We start from the raw sequence: 16,802 nt of genomic DNA, 5'->3' as shown, positions 1-16,802 counted from the left end.
AATGCGCTTCGCTTATTGACGCCCTACAATATTATCCGCGCTCGCGTTCCAGCCGTTCGACTCCGGCCAGACGTCGCACGCTGCGGATCAGGTGCGCCAGGTGGACGCGGTTTTTGACCTGGAGGGTGAAGTGCAGATGTATCATGGAACGGTCCTGATACTTTTCCTGATCCATCAATACATGAATGATGTTGGCATCCGCTTCATTGATTTCGACTGCTACGCGCGCCAGTATGCCTTTTTCGTTTTGCACCAGAAGCTTGATCCGGCAATCAAAGCGGCGATTCAGATTTTCGCCCCAGATCACGCTGGTCCAGTGCTCCGCTTCCTTGCTGATTAAACGTTTGGCCACATCGCAATCTTCGGTGTGTACGATCAAGCCTTGATCACGCTTTAACTGACCGATGATGCGGTCGCCCGGTATCGGCTGGCAACACGGCGCCAGCTGAACCGCTGCACCTTCATTGCCATAAATCATTACGGGTTCGAGCTTATCGGTTGCAGAATGGTTTTTAATTTTTCGTGACTGTGAATTTCCATTCTCGTACAAACTCATGATGTGGCGCGCCACCAGCGCCGCCATCCGTTTACCTATGCCGATATCGAGATACAGCTCTTCCATCGATTTGGCTCTGGATTCGTTCATCAACCGTTCCAGCAGCGCTTGCGGCAACGCGGTGTCAATTTCCAACGCAGCAAGAGCCTGTGTCAGCAGTTGTTTGCCGAGTTCAAGCGATTCGGATGGGTTGATGGTGCGCAGATGGTGCCGGATTGCGGAGCGCGCCTTGCCGCTGCGCACGAAGGAGAGCCAGGTCGGGCTAGGGCGCGATGCGGGTGATGTAACGATCTCGACGATGTCGCCATTGTGCAATTCCATGCGCAATGGCGCGTTTTCGTGGTTTATCTTGGCCGCAATTGCCTGATGGCCGATATCGGTGTGGATGGTATAGGCAAAATCGAGCGCGGTTGCACCACGCGGCAGTGCAATAATTATCGCTTTCGGCGTAAAAACGTATACCGAATCAGGAAACAGATCGACCTTCACATGCTCGAGGAATTCGGCCGAATCGCCGGTCTGCTTCTGGATGTCGAGCAGCGATTGCAGCCAGACGTGGGTGCGCTGCTGCAGGTCGGAAAGGTTGGCTTCACTGCTTTTGTAGAGCCAGTGCGCGGCGACTCCGGACTCTGCCACGCGGTGCATGTCCTGGGTGCGTATCTGGAATTCGACCGGTGTGCCATAGGGGCCGATCAGTGTCGTGTGCAGTGACTGATAGCCATTTAGTTTGGGAATGGCAATATAATCCTTGAACTTTCCCGGCATCGGCTTGTAGAGCGCGTGCAGCGTACCGAGGGCGAGATAGCAATCGGCGAAACTGTCGACCACCACCCGAAAGCCGTACACGTCCAATACTTGGGAAAACGATAAGTGCTTGGCGCGCATTTTCTTGTAGATGCCGTACAGCGTTTTCTCGCGCCCATAGACTTGCGCTTCGATGCCGGCAGCTTGCAGGGTGCTATTGACCGATTCTAGTATCTTGCTGACCACTTCGCGGCGGTTGCCGCGCGCAGCTTTTACTGCCTTGGTCAGTGTTTTGTAACGGTTTGGGTACAGATGCAGAAACGACATGTCCTGCAGTTCACGATAGATGCTGTTGAGCCCGAGCCGGCGCGCAATCGGGACATAGACTTCCATCGTCTCGCGCGCGATGCGCTGTTTTTTGTCCGGCGCCATCACGCCCAGCGTACTCATGTTGTGCAAGCGATCGGCCAGCTTGATGAGGATGACGCGCACGTCGCGCGCCATCGCAAGCAGCATCTTGCGGAAGTTTTCCGCCTGTGCTTCTACCTTGCTTTGGAATTCGATTTTTTCCAGCTTCGACAGGCCATCGACCAGGGCGGCTACCGGCGCTCCGAAACGCTCGATCAGTTCATCCTTCTTGACGTCCTGATCTTCCATCACGTCATGCAGCAAGGCCGCCATGATGGCTTGCGCATCGAGCTTCCAGTCGGCGCAAATTTCGGCTACAGCGATGGGATGGGAGATATAGGCTTCACCGGACTGGCGCATCTGGCCCAGATGCATTTCGTCCGAGAAGCGATAGGCTTCCTTGACTTTTTTCAAGTCCGAAGGAGATAGATACTGGGCTAGTTTAGTGGTGAGCGGCGTAATCGACAGCGCGCCAATACCATGCTGGATGCCGTCTTTCGATGGTGATTTTTTGTGGCTGGCAAGATGCGGCTCCGGCCGCTCGGAAGCAGGCCGGTTATTTAATGCGGCTGATGGAGGCGACTCTGCAGGTTTTTGGTTCATGCTCAGGAGCTATCAGCCACATGGCGGTCATCGGGTACAGTGGGGTTAATCGTGGGTGCGTTGGGTTAATAACCCCTGGATAATAACCCTTGGATTAAGCGGCCGAACAATTAATTGGGAACCCTTTTCAGCATTTCTATCCCGATTTTTCCGGCTGCGATTTCTCGTAGAGCAATCACGGTCGCCTTGTCGTCAGCATCCACTTTTTGTAAATGACCTTGCAGCAACTGGCGGGCGCGGTAGGTGGCGCACAGGGTGAGCTGAAAACGATTCGGGATTTTATCAATACAATCTTCGATGGTAATACGGGCCATGAATGCTCCTAAAAATGCGACTTTGGCTTAATTTCGTTAAATTAACTTAAATTTGCATGTATGCCCAACTGGGCAAATAGTGATGTGTTGCGCGCCGCTTGTTGCGCAAATCTGCAACGGGCCGCTTTTACGATCGCCGTTAGCTCGCACAATGCGGTCGCAAAATCTCGGTTGATAATAGCATATTCAAACTCCGGGGCGTGGGCGATTTCCCCGCCTGCGGCCAGAATCCGGCGCGTGATGATGTGCGGTTCATCCTGTCCGCGTTTTTTCAGGCGCTCTTCCAATGCTGCTATGGATGGCGGCAAGATGAAGATGCCGACTGCATGCGGGAATTGCTTTTTGATCTGTTGTGCGCCTTGCCAGTCGATTTCCAGCAAGACGTCGGTGCCGGCCTTGATCTGGTCTGCGATCCGCAACCGGGAGGTGCCGTAATGGTTGCCGTGCACTTCGGCGGATTCCAGAAACTCGTCCTGGTCTTTTCTTGCGAGGAAATCTTCAGTCGTGATGAAGTGATATTCGCGTCCGTTTTCTTCGCCCGGCCTGAGTGCGCGGGTGGTGAAGGAAATCGAAAGCTGGATGCCCGATTCCTGCGCCAGCAGGGCATTGACCAGAGTGGATTTTCCGGCGCCCGATGGCGCTACCACCATAAACAGGCTGCCTGAAGAGGTGTTGGTTTGGGACATGGTAATCCTTGTGACGGTACGGGCACGGCATGCCGTGCCCGTACGGAAATTATTCCAAATTTTGCACTTGCTCGCGCATTTGCTCGATCAGCAGTTTTAGCGCCATCGACGCATCGGATAATTCCTTGACTGCCGCCTTGGCGCCGAGCGTGTTGGCTTCGCGGTTGAGTTCCTGCATCATGAAGTCGAGCCGTTTGCCGACCTGGCCGCCTCTTTTCAGGATCTGACGGGTTTCGCTCAGATGGGCGGCCAAACGCGATAATTCTTCGGAGACATCAATCCGGATGCCGTACAGGCTGACTTCCTGCCGGATGCGCTCCAGTGCTTCCTGGCGTGATAGCGCCTGGGTTGCGGCTGCAGCACCGTTTTGAGGCGCCAGCCCGAGCGCTTCCTGCATGCGTTCTGTGGCTTTCTGTTGGAACTGCAAGACAACTTGCGGAATCAGCGGGGTGATGTCGAGGACGATCTGATCCATTGCGTCAACCCGCACCAGCAACATGGCTTGCAGCGCCGCACCTTCGCGCGCGCGCGAGTCGACGAAGGCGTCGAGTGCTGCGCTCATGGCGGCAACGACTTCGGCTTGCAGAGTTTCCTGGCCGATTTCGGCTTCCGCGATGACGCCGGGCCAGCGCAACAGTTCATTGACCGATAGCGGCGGCGCATCCGGGAATTGCTGGCGCACTGCGTGTTGCAGCGCCGCCAGATCCAGCAGCAGGGCGGCATTGAGCGCCTGGCCAGCGTCCGACTTGACCTTGCGGCCGAAGCTCAGGCGGCATTCGACCTTGCCGCGCGTGATGCGGCCCATGATGGCTTCGCGCAAGATCGACTCGACTGCGCGCAAATCATCATTGATGCGAAATTGCAGGTCCAGAAAGCGCGAATTGACGCTTTTGATCTCGATGGTCAGAGTGCCGGCGGCGGCTTCTTTGATGGTGACTGCGTAGCCAGTCATGCTGCAAATACTCAAGTCGACTCCCGTGTTTTACTTTACTGTGCTTTACAAATGTGTGATTTATCAACACAATCCGAATTTCTTACTCTTAGGAAAATATGGCTGCGCAAAACAATGCACCACTGCCAGACGGCCTTGAAATTTCCGGATATCGCATTGTAAAGAAGATTGCGTCCGGTGGGTTCAGTATTGTCTATCTGGCGTATGACGAAAACGGCAGCGCCGTCGCCATCAAGGAATATCTGCCCAGCAGTCTGGCGCTGCGGCAACCGGGCGAGTTGTCGCCGCTGGTTTCGGCTGTAAATCTGCCGGTATTTCGGATGGGTCTGAAATGTTTTTTTGAGGAAGGCCGCGCCCTGGCGCGCATTTCGCACCCGAACGTAGTCAGCGTGGTCAATTTCTTTCGTGCCAACGATACGGTCTACATGGTGATGGCGTATGAGTCGGGCCGTTCGTTGCAGGACCATATTTTGCGACGGCGCGATACGGGCGAGAAACCGTTGCTCTCAGAACGTTTCATTCGCACCATGTTCAGCCAAGTTTTGAATGGCTTGCGTGAAGTGCATGCGAGCAAACTGCTGCACCTCGATCTGAAGCCGGCAAATATTTACTTGCGCATCGACGGCACGCCGATCTTGCTCGATTTCGGCGCCGCGCGGCAAACCTTTCGCACCGATCTGGTGAAGCTGTACCCGATGTATACACCGGGCTTTGCGCCGCCCGAGTTATATGTCAAGAACGGTAATCTAGGCCCCTGGACCGATATTTACAGTATTGGCGCGGCGATGTTTGCCTGCATGACCGGGGCGCCGCCGCCGCCGGTGGAGCAGCGCAACAAGACCGATAAACTCGATGCCCATCTGGCTAGGCTGGAAGGTTTGTATTCGCCCGAATTGATCCAGGTGGTCAAGTGGTGCCTGATGCTTGATCTGCTGCAGCGCCCACCCAGCGTATTTGCGCTGCAAAAGGCCTTGCAGCAACAGGTGGCAGTTACTCCGGAGCCGGGCCTGCTGCTGCGTTTTTCCAATAAATTACGCGGTATGTGGGATGGCATCGGGCTAAAAAATCCCAAGCCGGGCGTTACTATTCAAGAGCACACCAGGTAACTTTTCACTCATTCATGCAGGCGGTCAAAATTGGCCGTCTTCTTATACCAGATCGGTCCCATGCGATTTTCCGTCTATCAAGAAAGCCATATCGGCGGCCGCAAGGTCAATCAGGATCGCATGGGTTACAGCTTTACCCGCGACGCTTTGTTGCTATTGCTGGCCGATGGCATGGGTGGGCATATTCAGGGCGAAATGGCAGCCACGATTGCGATGCAGACCATCAATGCGGTGTTTCGGCAGAATGCGGCCCCCACTATCAAACAGCCCGAGCGGTTCTTTGAGGAAAGTTTTCTGGATGCGCACCGTGAAATTTTGCATTACCGCGCTTCCCATAATTTGCCGGAAACGCCGCGCACCACCATTGTTGCCTGCCTGATCCAGCATGGCCACGCTTACTGGGCGCACTGCGGCGATTCACGCCTGTACTGGTTGCGCAACGGCCAAATCCTGGCGCGCACCAGGGATCATTCGCGCATCGAAACCCTGATTGCGCAAGGCAAGGTGATGCCTTCCGAGCGCGATACGCATCCCGACCGCAACAAGTTGTTCAATTGTCTCGGTGCGCCCAATTTGCCGATTGTCGAGATGTCCCGCCGTTCCGCGCTGCAGGCAGGCGACATCATGTTGTTGTGCTCGGACGGTTTGTGGTCGGTGCTGCCGGATCACGTATTGGCCCAGAGTTTGCAAAGCAATACGATTGTGCGTGCGGTTCCTGAGTTGCTAGCCAGCGCCACCGGCATTGCCGGCAAGCATTCGGACAATGTCACTGCGCTGGCGATGATGTGGGATGGCAGCAATGCATCTGCCGATGAGGCTACAATTACCACCAATACCTTGCCTTTGGGCGAGGTCACCACCACCATTCTGGCCATGCCGGAAGGTGAGACGGTAGAAGCTGACGCATTCGACGAAGCTGAAATCGAAAGAGCGATTGCAGAGATTCGCGGCGCGATTCAGAAAAGCACCCGTATAACTTCCAAGGATTGACACTATGCAACATGAAATACGCGCCCACGGACGTGCTGCCGATGCGCTGCGCCCGATTCGCCTGTGCCGCAATTACACCAAACATGCTGAAGGTTCGGTACTGGTCGAGTTCGGCGATACCCGCGTGATTTGTACTGCCAGCATCGAAGACAAGGTGCCCGGTTTTCTGAAAGGCAAAGGGCAGGGCTGGCTGACTGCCGAATACGGCATGCTGCCGCGTTCCACCCACACCCGCATGGATCGCGAGGCGGCCAAAGGCAAGCAATCCGGCCGCACCCAGGAAATCCAGCGTTTGATCGGCCGCTCGCTGCGCGCCGCTTTCGATCTGCAAGCCTTCGGCGAACGCACGCTGCATCTGGATTGCGACGTGATCCAGGCCGATGGCGGCACCCGCACCGCAGCCATCACCGGCGCCATGGTCGCAGCTTACGATGCATTTTCGCAATTGGTCGCGCGCGGCGTTATTGCGGCAGTGCCGCTCAGGCATTTCGTGGCGGCGATTTCTGTTGGCGTGTATAAGGGCAAGCCGTTGCTGGACCTGGATTATCAGGAAGATTCTGGCTGCGACACCGACATGAATGTGGTGATGACCGACGCTGCCCACTTCATCGAAGTGCAAGGCACCGCAGAAGGCGCGGCATTCGATCGTGCCACCATGGATCAGTTGCTTGACCTGGCGCAGCAAGGGATAGCCGACCTGATCAGCCTGCAGAAAGAAACGCTTGGTTTGTAGATTTTCTGCTGTGCTTTTTTGCCGAATATACTTTCATGGGTATTTTTCGTTATCGCAATAAATAAATGCGGCAAAGGCATGGTTTTTGATGATACTCCCCCTATTTTTATATTGTAGAAACTAGCGGAAGCCGTTGTGGTAACAGGTTTCTGCGCCAGAATTTTATGACAAAAACCATCGTTTTAGCTTCCAACAATGCCGGCAAGCTCAAGGAGTTTGGCGAGATGCTGGGGGCAATCGGTTTTACGCTGCATCCGCAAGGTGCATTCAATGTGCCGGAAGCCGAGGAGCCGCATCCGACCTTTATCGAGAATGCGCTGGCCAAGGCGCGCCACGCCGCGGCCCTTACTGGCTTGCCGGCATTGGCGGATGATTCCGGCGTCTGCGTCAATGCCTTGGGCGGTGCGCCTGGCGTGCATTCGGCGCGCTACGGCGGTGAGCCGAAATCGGATGCCGCCAATAACCGCAAGTTGCTTATGGACCTGGCGTCGCATGCCGACAAGTCCGCTTACTATTACTGTGCGCTGGTGTATCTGCGTCATGCCAATGATCCGCAACCGATTATTGCCGAAGGGCGCTGGGATGGCGAGATCATCGCCACGCCGCGTGGTGCCGGCGGCTTCGGTTACGATCCGCATTTCTGGCTGGCAGGCTTGGGCAAGACCGCAGCCGAATTAGCTCCTGAGCAGAAAAATGCGCTGTCGCATCGCGGCCAGGCATTGCGCGAACTTGTGAAGAAATTGCAATGATTCCGATTAAATTGATTGACGCGACAGGCAAGCCTGCCAGCAGCACTGTCCAGCCGCTGCAAACGGCTGCGGCTTTTCTGAAGCCGGGCGCGCTGCAATTGGCGGCGCTGCCGCCGTTGTCGCTGTATATCCATTTCCCTTGGTGCGTCAAGAAATGTCCGTATTGCGATTTCAACTCGCATGAGGTGCAGGGCGGATTCCCCGAGGATGCCTATCTGGCAGCCTTGCGCAGCGATCTGGAAAGCGCGCTGCCGCTGATCTGGGGGCGCAAGATTTACACCGTGTTTATTGGCGGCGGCACCCCCAGCCTGATGTCTGCTGCAGGCCTGGACCGATTGCTGTCGGACGTGCGTACCTTGCTGCCGCTGGACGGCGCGGCCGAGATCACGATGGAGGCCAATCCCGGCACTTTCGAGGCCGAGAAGTTCCGCTCTTATCGTGCCAGTGGCATCAACCGGCTATCGATCGGCATCCAGAGTTTCAATGCGCGCCATTTGCAGGCTTTAGGGCGGATTCACGATGGCATTGAGGCGCGCCGGGCAGTCGATATCGCCCACGCCAATTTTGACAATTTCAATCTGGATCTGATGTACGCGTTGCCGCGGCAGACACTGGCAGAAGCGCGCCAGGATATCGAGACTGCGATTGCCTATGCGCCGCCGCACCTGTCTTTGTATCACCTGACGCTGGAGCCGAACACCTTGTTTGCCAAACATCCGCCGGTGGTGCCGGACGACGATGCCAGCGCCGATATGCAGGACATGATCGGCGACCTGACCGCAGCTGTCGGCTATGCGCAATATGAAGTCTCGGCCTATGCGCAACCGCAGCGGCAGGCACGCCACAATCGCAATTACTGGGAGTTTGGCGATTATCTCGGGATCGGCGCGGGTGCCCACTCCAAGCTGTCATTTCCGCACCGGATAGTGCGGCAGGTGCGCTACAAGCAGCCCAAGGCGTATCTGGAACACATTTTGCAGGGGACGCAAGTCCAGGATCAAAATGAAGTCAGCCGTGAAGATCTGCCTTTTGAATTCATGTTGAACGCATTGCGCCTCAACCAGGGCTTTCAAGTCAATTTGTTCGCCGAACGTACCGGCATGGCGCTTAACACAATCGAAAAAACGCTGGCGCTGGCCGAATCGAAAGGCTTGCTGTATCGCGATCATCTAATCATCAAGCCGACGGCTCTCGGCCAATCTTTCCTGAACGATTTGCAGCAATTATTTTTGGCAGATTAGTCACCGATATCGATATTCGGCAGATGCACATTAAATCTAATGCAATCTTGTTAAAGTTATCCGGATTTTGGTCGTTGCTTATATAGATACAGGTAATTCGTTTTATAGCTAGAAAGTTATACAGACAACCTCGTACAAGGTTGTCTGTATTCTATTGTTGCTTTGAATAAACCCGTTTATGTATAAATAATATGATCTTATCCGAAGCAAACGTACCTACTTTCCCCCTGGTTTCCATGCAGATGATGACGAATGTCCATCACGAGTGGGTGGGAATTGTTTTTCATTTTGAAAAAGCCGAAACCGACGTCCTTAAGGCATTCGTGCACCTTTATGATGAAATCGGTTTGCGCGACGCATTAGGAGACTTTCTGTGTGTGCTGGATGTCCCGAACCTGAATCAGGTCGACTTGGATCTGATGACGCATCTGCCACAAAAGCAGGTAATGTTGCGGGTGCCTGCAGCAGATGGCACAGCGGCAGAGGCCCGAACCAAGCTGGATTATATGCAGTCGCAAGGTTTTAGCATCATGCTGGACGGCTGGCCCGCGCCGGATGCCGCATTGCCGGTTGGCGTAGATTCGCTGGCAATCGGCTGCGATCAAATCGAAAAAAGCCAAACTCCGTTTTGGCAACACACACTGGCCGGTCCGCATCTGGCCACCGATGTCAACACTCCAACCTGTTTCAACACGTGCCGCGCTGCAGGATTCAACTGGTTTCTCGGTGATTATCCGCACCATCCGAGCGCCGGCATGCCGCGTAACAAGATGCCGTCACGTAGCCGTTTGTTGAAGCTGCTCGCTCTGGTGGCTCGCGATGCCGAGTCGCGCGAACTCGAAGGGCTGATGAAACAGGACCCGTCGCTTTCCTATAATTTGCTCAAGCTGGTGAGTACCGCGGCGTATGCGCGAAGCTGCGCAATTAGCAGTTTTAGTCAGGCCATCAATGTACTGGGACGCCGCCAATTGCAACGATGGCTGCAGTTGCTACTGTATGCGCATCAGGATAGAGCGGGCGATGGCGGCGTCAACCCGCTGTTACCGATAGCCGCATTGCGGGCCGGCCTGATGGAAGCGTTATGTCAGCACATGGGTGGCGACCGGTATCAAGCAGACCGCGCCTTCATGGTCGGCATGTTCTCGTTGCTGGACGTACTATTCGGCACGCCACTGGCCGAAATTCTCGAACCGTTGCATCTGTCCGAAGATGTGCTGGGTGCGCTCCAAACGCGTAGTGGCCGCTTGGGAGCGATGCTCGACTTGACTGAACATGCTTGCTCGGGAAACCTGCCCCTGCTGCAGACAAAACTGATTGCCTGCGGGGTGGATACAGAGCTTTTCTGCCGCGCACTGGTGCAGGCCTGTGCCTGGTCAATTCAGGTTTCACGGGCGGATTGATTATGACATTCCTGAATGCGCCTGAAGATATCGACTGTACCGTTGCGTTATGTGAAGCCGTGCAAAGTTTGCGCGGCCATGCGCTCGATGAAAGTCTGAGTCGTATTGCCCGGGTCTTGCTGGAGAGTCCGCAGGGAGGCTATTTTCATGGCAAGTTGCCCGAGAAATCAGACCTGGCAGAAGAAATTTTTCATGGAAACGCGGTTTTCGGCCGCTATGCAGTATCCGGACGCATTGGTGGTTACGATTACATGGACCGTGAGCGCCTTGCTGCTTTGGCGCGCTTGACGGCGCGACTGCTGCAGGCACGTGCAGACACCGATCGCAGTGCGCGCCAATTCGAAAAAGCTACCGAACAATTGTTGCAGCAGACCCAAATACTCGATCAAATCCATGAATCAGTAATTACCATGGATTTGACCGGTTTCATCACCAGCTGGAACAAGGGAGCAGAAAAATTATTCGGTTATGCCGCGGCTGAAATCATTGGGTGCAATATCATTTTTCTCTACGAAAATGAAGCGGATGAAGAAGAACCGTTGCAAGACACTTTCCTGCAACAAGGTGGGCGCGAGATGGAGGTGCGCCGACGCAAAAAATCAGGGGAAATCTTCTGGGCCAGCCTTTGCCTGTCTTCGTTGCGTGACAATACGGGCCAGCCGGTCGGACTGATTGGCTATTTCATGGACATCACGGAGCGCAAGCAGGCACAGGAAAAAATTCACCATCTGGCTTATTACGACGCATTAACCGGCTTGCCCAATCGTACCTTGTTCATGAAGCTGGTAGACCAGTCGCTGGTGTCGGCCAATCGCAACGGCTCGACTGGTGCTTTATTGTTTATCGATCTGAATCGTTTCAAGCCGATTAACGATACCCTGGGCCATGCAATCGGCGATCAATTGTTGCAGCAGGTGGCAATTCGCCTCAAGGATGCGTTGCGCGATGACGATATCGTGGCCCGACTCGGCAGTGATGAGTTTGTGGTTGGATTGTTTGACATCAACCAGCATTACCACGCCGGTTTCGTCGCACAAAAGCTGCTCTACGCAATGGAACAGCCGTATCTGGTCGAGCAGCATGAATTACGCATCGGCGCCAGCATCGGTATTAGTATCTATGCACAGGACGGCGCCGATTCGGAAACCTTGTTGCGTCTGGCAGACATCGCCATGTTTCGTGCCAAAAAATGCGGGGGAAATGATCAGGGCAGTTACGCTTTCTATAGCCAGGAAATGAATCGCACCGCCTTAAGTCACCTGCTGATCGAGACCGAACTGCGCCATGCAATTGACAACCATGAACTGCTGTTGCATTACCAGCCGAAAATCAACATTGAGGATGGCAGTATAGTGGGAGCGGAAGCTCTGGTGCGCTGGCAGCATCCGGACAGGGGTCTGATTTTTCCGTCGGAATTCATTCCGATCGCGGAAGAAAGCAGGCTGGTAATACGGCTCGGCGAGTGGGTGCTGGAGGCGGCATGTCTGCAAGCGGCGGCATGGCAGCAGGCCGGTTTGGCACCGATGCGCGTGGCAGTCAATTTGTCGGCAGGAGAATTTACTTTGTCTATGCCCGGTCGTGTACAAGCGGCGTTGAACCGGCATGGCATTAGTGCTGCCTGGCTGGAACTGGAAATAACGGAGAGCATGCTCATGGCCAGCACCGATGATGTGATTGCAATCATGAAAGAGATTAATGCCTTGGGCGTGACGCTTTCGCTGGATGATTTCGGTACTGGCTATTCCAGCCTGTCTTATCTGAAGCGCTTTCCTATCCACACGCTCAAAATTGATCGCTCATTCATCATGGGCATTCCAGATGATCCAAACGACTGCGCCATCGCCAGTGCCATTATCGGCATTGCCAAGCAACTACAGCACCAGGTTATCGCTGAGGGTGTCGAAACTGCCGAGCAGCTGGATTTTCTTCGGAAGCAGGGATGCGATGAAATACAGGGATATTTCTTTTCCCGCCCGGTAGCGCCGCTGGAAATGGGGAGCATGCTGAAAGAAAGCCGTAGGTTCGGAATTGAATGATGCGTCTGATTTGTCCCATGATTTCAATCAACCTTGCCATCCTTATCGGATTGCAATTTGCGTAGCCATTATTTCGCGAACCATGATGCTTTTGTCTTGATTATTCCGCGACTGCTGTCAATTTATTTCCCTGGTTGTTGCGCTAAATTTATAAAAATGTATATCGAACCATCCGGTTTAGGTATAATTCCGGCTTCCGGAAGCGTGGCCGAGCGGTTGAAGGCACCAGTCTTGAAAACTGGCGAGGGTGTGAGCCCTTCGTGAGTTCGAATCTCACCGCTTCCGCCAGAATGCTGTAAGTGCTTGACTTCCCTTATCTTGCTGTTTCTAAACACTATTTTAGGAACGGGTGTGACAAAGAAGTGCGTTAAAGATGAGGAAAGTGCAGTGGTCAAGTAATTTCGGACACTTCACAGACCCATAGGAGCAAAAGACGCAGCAGTCGCCGGCTTTCGGCCTGAGCATTACTTTGTAGTTTCCGCATTCGTAGTAAAACTGGCATGCGTCGGTCGGCATGGTCCCCATCTTGGTAAAGCCGCATTGCGGGCATGTCAAAACAAACTTGAGAACGGCTGTGCTCAGCCTATTTCCTTTGGAGTGTAAAAAGGGAAGGCGTCGTTTGGCAGCATAGCGCTCAGCGCAACTGACCTGGATAGATTGAATACTTTTTTCCGACTTCCCTCACTAAAGTGCTATACGTCCGTCATGTATGAAGTACATGACAATGGTGCTGGTGAAATGATAGCGCATACGCCATTCGGTCCGCGTTCACTTGGGCCGTACTTTACATAGTTCACTTTCTCGCCGACGTTGCTGAGGTGAAGTTACCATTCAAGCGAAAGCAACCTCTCAGCCATGCGCGGCCAGCAGAGCGTCCTTACGTCGTTGCGTGAGGCCCAGCAGAAGCCATCCGTTTCCGGGATTGGCTTGCCGGTCAGATGGTGCGGAAAATGGCTGGTGCAGTTAAGGTGGGCAAGGCTGTCAAAATCATCTGCAGCGCGCACCTTGTACAAGTGCAGTCTTTTATCTTTGCGGTAGTCGAAACTCCCGATTTCTTCGAACAGTTCTTCGTCAAACTCGATGCCGGCCTCTTCCCATAGCTCCCTTTTTGCCGCCTCAAGGGTCGATTCTCCGGCATCTTGTATGCCTTTCGGGATATCCCAATGGTTCGTACCTGTCACGTGGCAGAGAAGAATCTCACCTTTTTTATTGATGACGAGGGTACCGCACGATGTTGCGAGTTCCTTTTTTGCTACCGTTTTTTCCAATGACGACATGCTCTAGCCCTTTTTAGAAAAGTGTCATTAATGATTAGTGTGGCATGTCTTTCTTTTGGGTGCCATTGTGCTGGAGCCAGTCGTCAATTGATTCACCTGCCGGGATATCGCTGGCCCAGGCTCACAACTTGACAGCCGTTGCCATTATTGGGATTCTTGAAATTGATGGTTGGTTAGCCTAACATTGGCGTCTGGGTCAAGGTCGTGGTTAGCCCAAAATAGGAGTAAATTTCCATGCGCGGAAACCCGCAAAAATTAAAAAGAGCCCCCGAAAGGGAGCTCAGCTTATGCGGCTTTTTAGCCTGGCCGACGAGCTTTTGAAAATCATGACCTTGCCGTTTTTTACGGTGGAGTTTTCACGCACAGCACCGACCGCTGCCAATTTAGGGAGGGCGTCGCGAACTTGGCGGGCAAACTCTTTCAATAGTGCTGCAGAGTCTGAGGCTTCGTGAATTGTGTTTAGCGGGACTGCGTATGCGCAGGTGTTAGCTTCGATGTAGCCGTACAGCCAGGTCTGGAGGCCTTCGGTCAATGCCTTGCGTTTGGCGGCGATAAGGTACGTTGGGGTGGCCTCGAACAGTTGGCCCATGCGAGCATCAATCTGCACCGACCAGCGCGATAGGCCTTCCCACTTAAAGTCCGACACGAAGCCGAGAGTCCATCCGGCGCGATGGCCTTAGCCAGCTTGCTCGTTTGTCCGTCGTCTTCTTTCTTCGCGGCGCGAACGATGAGGAAGGTCACGCGGAGGCGCAGCAGGCAGTCCTGCAGTCGAAGAGCGTTATAGTCACTGTCGGACCAGCCGATTTGAGTGCAAAAGGCAGAAGGCGCAAACTCAATTTCGAAGCTGGTGGCTTTGCCGGCATGCTAGTTCAGCAAGCCGAGCAGCACGGTCAGGTCGTTCTGGCACAGTTCTTTGCCGCGGTACTTAATAGCCGCACCATTGGTGGTTTTGAACTTGCGCTCGGCGTACCTGCGCACGAATCGCGTTTTGCCGTCGACGACGCGCTCGCCTTTGCTGATGCCCAAAAGGGCACTGCAAAGAATAGCCGGGTTCATTGCGTATGAGGTGCTATGCACTTCCGGAAGATAGACCGTGCCGTCGGTTTCCTCAGCTGGAAACGGGGCGGGCTCGGTCGGCGCGTTGATTGCGGCGAGTAGTTGATCGTTAGTGTAGGTCGGGGCAGGGCGCTTCATGACAACTCATTTTTATGTGTATTAGTTGTATAGTGAACAGTTGTTAATTTGCAAAAGATAACGTTCCGTAATTTCCGGCCCGCACAAAAGCCTGTCCGTCTGCAGCCCACTTTTTTTGGTAGTCCCCGGGCATGGCACTCCAACGGGAGTCCGGCTGTTGCCGTTAATTGCTGTATAATTAGCAATTGCGATTTTTACGACAATGTGCGACAATGGGGCCATGAAAACATTCGATGAAATCGAAGTCCGGCGCCCCGCCATCGCGCAGAGTTACCTATCACTACTTGGTGCCCAACCCGGACGTCCACTGGCCCTGTTCGCCCCTCGGCGTGTCGGCAAAACATTCTTCCTTGACCACGACCTCGCTCCCGTGGCGAAGGATGCGGGGATGTTGCCAGTGTATGCCGACTTGTGGCTGCACAAGTCGGCCCCGCTGGAAGCGGTAAATCACGCACTGGAAGAAGCGCTGGACGATTTGCTTGTTCCGGCCAGCAATATCGGGAAGATAGCAAAAACTCAGGTGAAGAAGATTGGTGTTCTCGGTGCTAGCATCGACCTTGGGGATGAGCCGCATCGCCGGCCTTTGCCGGAGTCTCCGGCCTTACGGCTGGACGCTCTGGTCACCCGGCTGGCCAGGCAGCACAAGGGCCAGATTTTGTTGATGCTCGACGAGGTTCAGACCCTCGTCGATGCACCAGACGGTGTATCAATGGTTGCGACCTTGCGGGCCGTGCTTCACAAGCGACGTGAGGATGTCTGTGCCGTCTTTACCGGCTCTTCACAGGAAGGGCTGGCTCGGCTCATGAATACCGTAGGGGCGCCAATGTATCAGTTTGCACAGATTATCGATTTCCCCTTTCTCGGCGATGAATTTCTGCAGTTACTCGCAGAACATTTCAGCAAAGTTCATCCAGGCAAAAAGCTTGAGTTGGGCGAGTTACGCGAGATGTTCAGGAAAATCGGTTTCAAACCGGCACTGATGCGAGATATTGTCAAGGCGATGTCGGCAGAAGGTATCACTGATGTTAAGCGTGGGGTCGAAAACTATATGGCTAGCGACCACCAGGTAGCAATCTGGTCGGCGCTCCTGAACGCGGTCGATGCTTTCGACCAAGGCGTGTTGGTTGCTATTGCCAACGGCCAACCTCCGTTGAGCCAGGCCACGTTGAAGATTCTGGGGGCGATTCCTGGCGCGAAGCCGACGATATCTAAGGTCAGGTCGTCAATCGAGAAGTTGAAACGTACTGGTCTCCTGTCGAAAAGCGGAGTTGGCACAACGATTGATGACCCACTGTTCGCAGAATTCCTGCTGAAACGCGGAGCCAGGAACTTGTCATAACGGAATCGCGATTGAGTTGCCGCAACCCAAGGCTAGCTCCTTATCAAACACTGCGGCGAGGGTGCGCCGGCCCGAGAAGAGGCGAGATGGCGGGAGCAACTGTGTAGACCAAGGGCTCCGATAGTGTTATGTATTGATAATCTGGTTTCCAAGTCCATAAACCACGAAATGGTCAGGCCGTAGCTCGGCTTTGAACCACTCCCTGACACGCGACCAGACAGGGTAATTCGGACCCCCAGGATTTTTGCAAAAGTTGACGTTAATTCTCGTAAACTCAGACTGCACAGCGGGCAAAATGGCCTGAGAAGAATTTACCTCTCTCTATAAAAAATCTCCCTCAAAGTGGCACGACTGAAAGGGCTGCATGCTTATTAGCAATAATTTCAACCCGATAACTTAACGCCTAGATGAACATTAGGCGGCCGAATTCATGCTCTGTCTTGTTAATTAGAAATCTAAAAAATTGTCTTGAAT

The 16,802-nt window shown here is 54.0% G+C and carries 16 protein-coding genes and 1 tRNA gene; 9 read left to right on the top strand and 8 right to left on the bottom strand.

Annotated elements, in window-relative coordinates; genetic code table 11:
- Window positions 1-31: 31 nt before the first annotated feature.
- The 4 genes from KGFNPO_RS10010 to KGFNPO_RS09995 all read right to left on the bottom strand — a co-directional run bounded on the left by KGFNPO_RS10010 (window position 32) and on the right by KGFNPO_RS09995 (window position 4,263).
- Window positions 32-2,311 (bottom strand): RelA/SpoT family protein, encoded by a 2,280-nt coding sequence (locus KGFNPO_RS10010; protein WP_472631152.1) that lies wholly within the window; start codon window positions 2,309-2,311, stop codon window positions 32-34.
- Window positions 2,312-2,421: 110 nt separating this feature from the next.
- Complete coding sequence (gene rpoZ / locus KGFNPO_RS10005; RefSeq protein ID WP_472612889.1) at window positions 2,422-2,625, bottom strand: DNA-directed RNA polymerase subunit omega; 204 nt, start codon at window positions 2,623-2,625, stop codon at window positions 2,422-2,424.
- 41 nt (window positions 2,626-2,666) lie between these two features.
- Complete coding sequence (gmk, locus tag KGFNPO_RS10000) at window positions 2,667-3,311, bottom strand: guanylate kinase (protein ID WP_472631151.1); 645 nt, start codon at window positions 3,309-3,311, stop codon at window positions 2,667-2,669.
- Window positions 3,312-3,360: 49 nt separating this feature from the next.
- On the bottom strand, window positions 3,361-4,263 hold the full coding sequence (locus tag KGFNPO_RS09995) for a YicC/YloC family endoribonuclease (protein WP_472631150.1): 903 nt from the start codon (window positions 4,261-4,263) through the stop codon (window positions 3,361-3,363).
- Window positions 4,264-4,361: 98 nt separating this feature from the next.
- Here KGFNPO_RS09995 and KGFNPO_RS09990 point away from each other — a divergent pair, with 98 nt between their 5' ends.
- The 8 genes from KGFNPO_RS09990 to KGFNPO_RS09955 all read left to right on the top strand — a co-directional run bounded on the left by KGFNPO_RS09990 (window position 4,362) and on the right by KGFNPO_RS09955 (window position 12,806).
- Entirely contained in the window at window positions 4,362-5,369 is a 1,008-nt protein-coding gene (locus KGFNPO_RS09990; RefSeq protein ID WP_472631149.1) for a serine/threonine protein kinase, read from the top strand.
- Between the two features lie 60 nt (window positions 5,370-5,429).
- Window positions 5,430-6,359 carry a PP2C family protein-serine/threonine phosphatase gene (locus KGFNPO_RS09985; protein WP_472631148.1) on the top strand — a complete coding sequence of 310 codons (930 nt, stop codon included), beginning with the start codon at window positions 5,430-5,432 and terminating at the stop codon, window positions 6,357-6,359.
- Between the two features lie 4 nt (window positions 6,360-6,363).
- Window positions 6,364-7,092: a ribonuclease PH gene (rph, locus tag KGFNPO_RS09980; protein WP_472631147.1), complete on the top strand. Its 729-nt coding sequence runs from the start codon at window positions 6,364-6,366 to the stop codon at window positions 7,090-7,092.
- 164 nt (window positions 7,093-7,256) lie between these two features.
- Entirely contained in the window at window positions 7,257-7,841 is a 585-nt protein-coding gene (gene rdgB / locus KGFNPO_RS09975; RefSeq protein ID WP_472631146.1) for an RdgB/HAM1 family non-canonical purine NTP pyrophosphatase, read from the top strand.
- Window positions 7,838-9,082, top strand: a complete 1,245-nt coding sequence (gene hemW, locus KGFNPO_RS09970) for a radical SAM family heme chaperone HemW (RefSeq protein WP_472631145.1) — start codon at window positions 7,838-7,840, stop codon at window positions 9,080-9,082. Before rdgB ends, hemW begins: the two co-directional genes overlap by 4 nt.
- A gap of 242 nt (window positions 9,083-9,324) precedes the next feature.
- Window positions 9,325-10,482: an EAL and HDOD domain-containing protein gene (locus tag KGFNPO_RS09965; RefSeq protein WP_472631144.1), complete on the top strand. Its 1,158-nt coding sequence runs from the start codon at window positions 9,325-9,327 to the stop codon at window positions 10,480-10,482.
- Window positions 10,483-10,484: 2 nt separating this feature from the next.
- Window positions 10,485-12,518, top strand: a complete 2,034-nt coding sequence (locus KGFNPO_RS09960; protein ID WP_472631143.1) for a putative bifunctional diguanylate cyclase/phosphodiesterase — start codon at window positions 10,485-10,487, stop codon at window positions 12,516-12,518.
- Window positions 12,519-12,716: 198 nt separating this feature from the next.
- Window positions 12,717-12,806, top strand: a tRNA-Ser gene (locus KGFNPO_RS09955).
- A gap of 51 nt (window positions 12,807-12,857) precedes the next feature.
- Here KGFNPO_RS09955 and KGFNPO_RS09950 read toward each other — a convergent pair.
- The 4 genes from KGFNPO_RS09950 to KGFNPO_RS09935 form a co-directional block, all read right to left on the bottom strand.
- Window positions 12,858-13,073: a GDCCVxC domain-containing (seleno)protein gene (locus tag KGFNPO_RS09950; RefSeq protein ID WP_472631142.1), complete on the bottom strand. Its 216-nt coding sequence runs from the start codon at window positions 13,071-13,073 to the stop codon at window positions 12,858-12,860.
- A gap of 269 nt (window positions 13,074-13,342) precedes the next feature.
- Window positions 13,343-13,795 carry an NUDIX hydrolase gene (locus KGFNPO_RS09945; protein ID WP_472631141.1) on the bottom strand — a complete coding sequence of 151 codons (453 nt, stop codon included), beginning with the start codon at window positions 13,793-13,795 and terminating at the stop codon, window positions 13,343-13,345.
- 280 nt (window positions 13,796-14,075) lie between these two features.
- Window positions 14,076-14,384 carry a hypothetical protein gene (locus KGFNPO_RS09940; RefSeq protein ID WP_472631140.1) on the bottom strand — a complete coding sequence of 103 codons (309 nt, stop codon included), beginning with the start codon at window positions 14,382-14,384 and terminating at the stop codon, window positions 14,076-14,078.
- A gap of 275 nt (window positions 14,385-14,659) precedes the next feature.
- Entirely contained in the window at window positions 14,660-14,989 is a 330-nt protein-coding gene (locus KGFNPO_RS09935; RefSeq protein WP_472631139.1) for a hypothetical protein, read from the bottom strand.
- A 220-nt stretch (window positions 14,990-15,209) separates the two neighbouring features.
- On the opposite strand from KGFNPO_RS09935, the gene KGFNPO_RS09930 reads away from it, so the two are divergent.
- Window positions 15,210-16,328, top strand: a complete 1,119-nt coding sequence (locus KGFNPO_RS09930; RefSeq protein ID WP_472631138.1) for an ATP-binding protein — start codon at window positions 15,210-15,212, stop codon at window positions 16,326-16,328.
- Window positions 16,329-16,802: the final 474 nt, after the last annotated feature.

This window comes from Gelidimonas diazotrophica, assembly GCF_055694025.1.
The sequence above is the reverse complement of the archived record's forward strand: the minus strand, read 5'-3'. Positions and strand labels throughout refer to the sequence as shown.

What these genes read in the sequence shown, in the direction of transcription:
- KGFNPO_RS10010 (WP_472631152.1), bottom strand. Translation starts at nt 2,311, where the DNA reads ATGAACCAAAAACCTGCAGAGTCGCCTCCATCAGCCGCATTAAATAAC.
- rpoZ (WP_472612889.1), bottom strand. Translation starts at nt 2,625, where the DNA reads ATGGCCCGTATTACCATCGAAGATTGTATTGATAAAATCCCGAATCGT.
- gmk (WP_472631151.1), bottom strand. Translation starts at nt 3,311, where the DNA reads ATGTCCCAAACCAACACCTCTTCAGGCAGCCTGTTTATGGTGGTAGCG.
- KGFNPO_RS09995 (WP_472631150.1), bottom strand. Translation starts at nt 4,263, where the DNA reads ATGACTGGCTACGCAGTCACCATCAAAGAAGCCGCCGCCGGCACTCTG.
- KGFNPO_RS09990 (WP_472631149.1), top strand. Translation starts at nt 4,362, where the DNA reads ATGGCTGCGCAAAACAATGCACCACTGCCAGACGGCCTTGAAATTTCC.
- KGFNPO_RS09985 (WP_472631148.1), top strand. Translation starts at nt 5,430, where the DNA reads ATGCGATTTTCCGTCTATCAAGAAAGCCATATCGGCGGCCGCAAGGTC.
- rph (WP_472631147.1), top strand. Translation starts at nt 6,364, where the DNA reads ATGCAACATGAAATACGCGCCCACGGACGTGCTGCCGATGCGCTGCGC.
- rdgB (WP_472631146.1), top strand. Translation starts at nt 7,257, where the DNA reads ATGACAAAAACCATCGTTTTAGCTTCCAACAATGCCGGCAAGCTCAAG.
- hemW (WP_472631145.1), top strand. Translation starts at nt 7,838, where the DNA reads ATGATTCCGATTAAATTGATTGACGCGACAGGCAAGCCTGCCAGCAGC.
- KGFNPO_RS09965 (WP_472631144.1), top strand. Translation starts at nt 9,325, where the DNA reads ATGATGACGAATGTCCATCACGAGTGGGTGGGAATTGTTTTTCATTTT.
- KGFNPO_RS09960 (WP_472631143.1), top strand. Translation starts at nt 10,485, where the DNA reads ATGACATTCCTGAATGCGCCTGAAGATATCGACTGTACCGTTGCGTTA.
- KGFNPO_RS09945 (WP_472631141.1), bottom strand. Translation starts at nt 13,795, where the DNA reads ATGTCGTCATTGGAAAAAACGGTAGCAAAAAAGGAACTCGCAACATCG.
- KGFNPO_RS09940 (WP_472631140.1), bottom strand. Translation starts at nt 14,384, where the DNA reads ATGGGCCAACTGTTCGAGGCCACCCCAACGTACCTTATCGCCGCCAAA.
- KGFNPO_RS09935 (WP_472631139.1), bottom strand. Translation starts at nt 14,989, where the DNA reads ATGAAGCGCCCTGCCCCGACCTACACTAACGATCAACTACTCGCCGCA.
- KGFNPO_RS09930 (WP_472631138.1), top strand. Translation starts at nt 15,210, where the DNA reads ATGAAAACATTCGATGAAATCGAAGTCCGGCGCCCCGCCATCGCGCAG.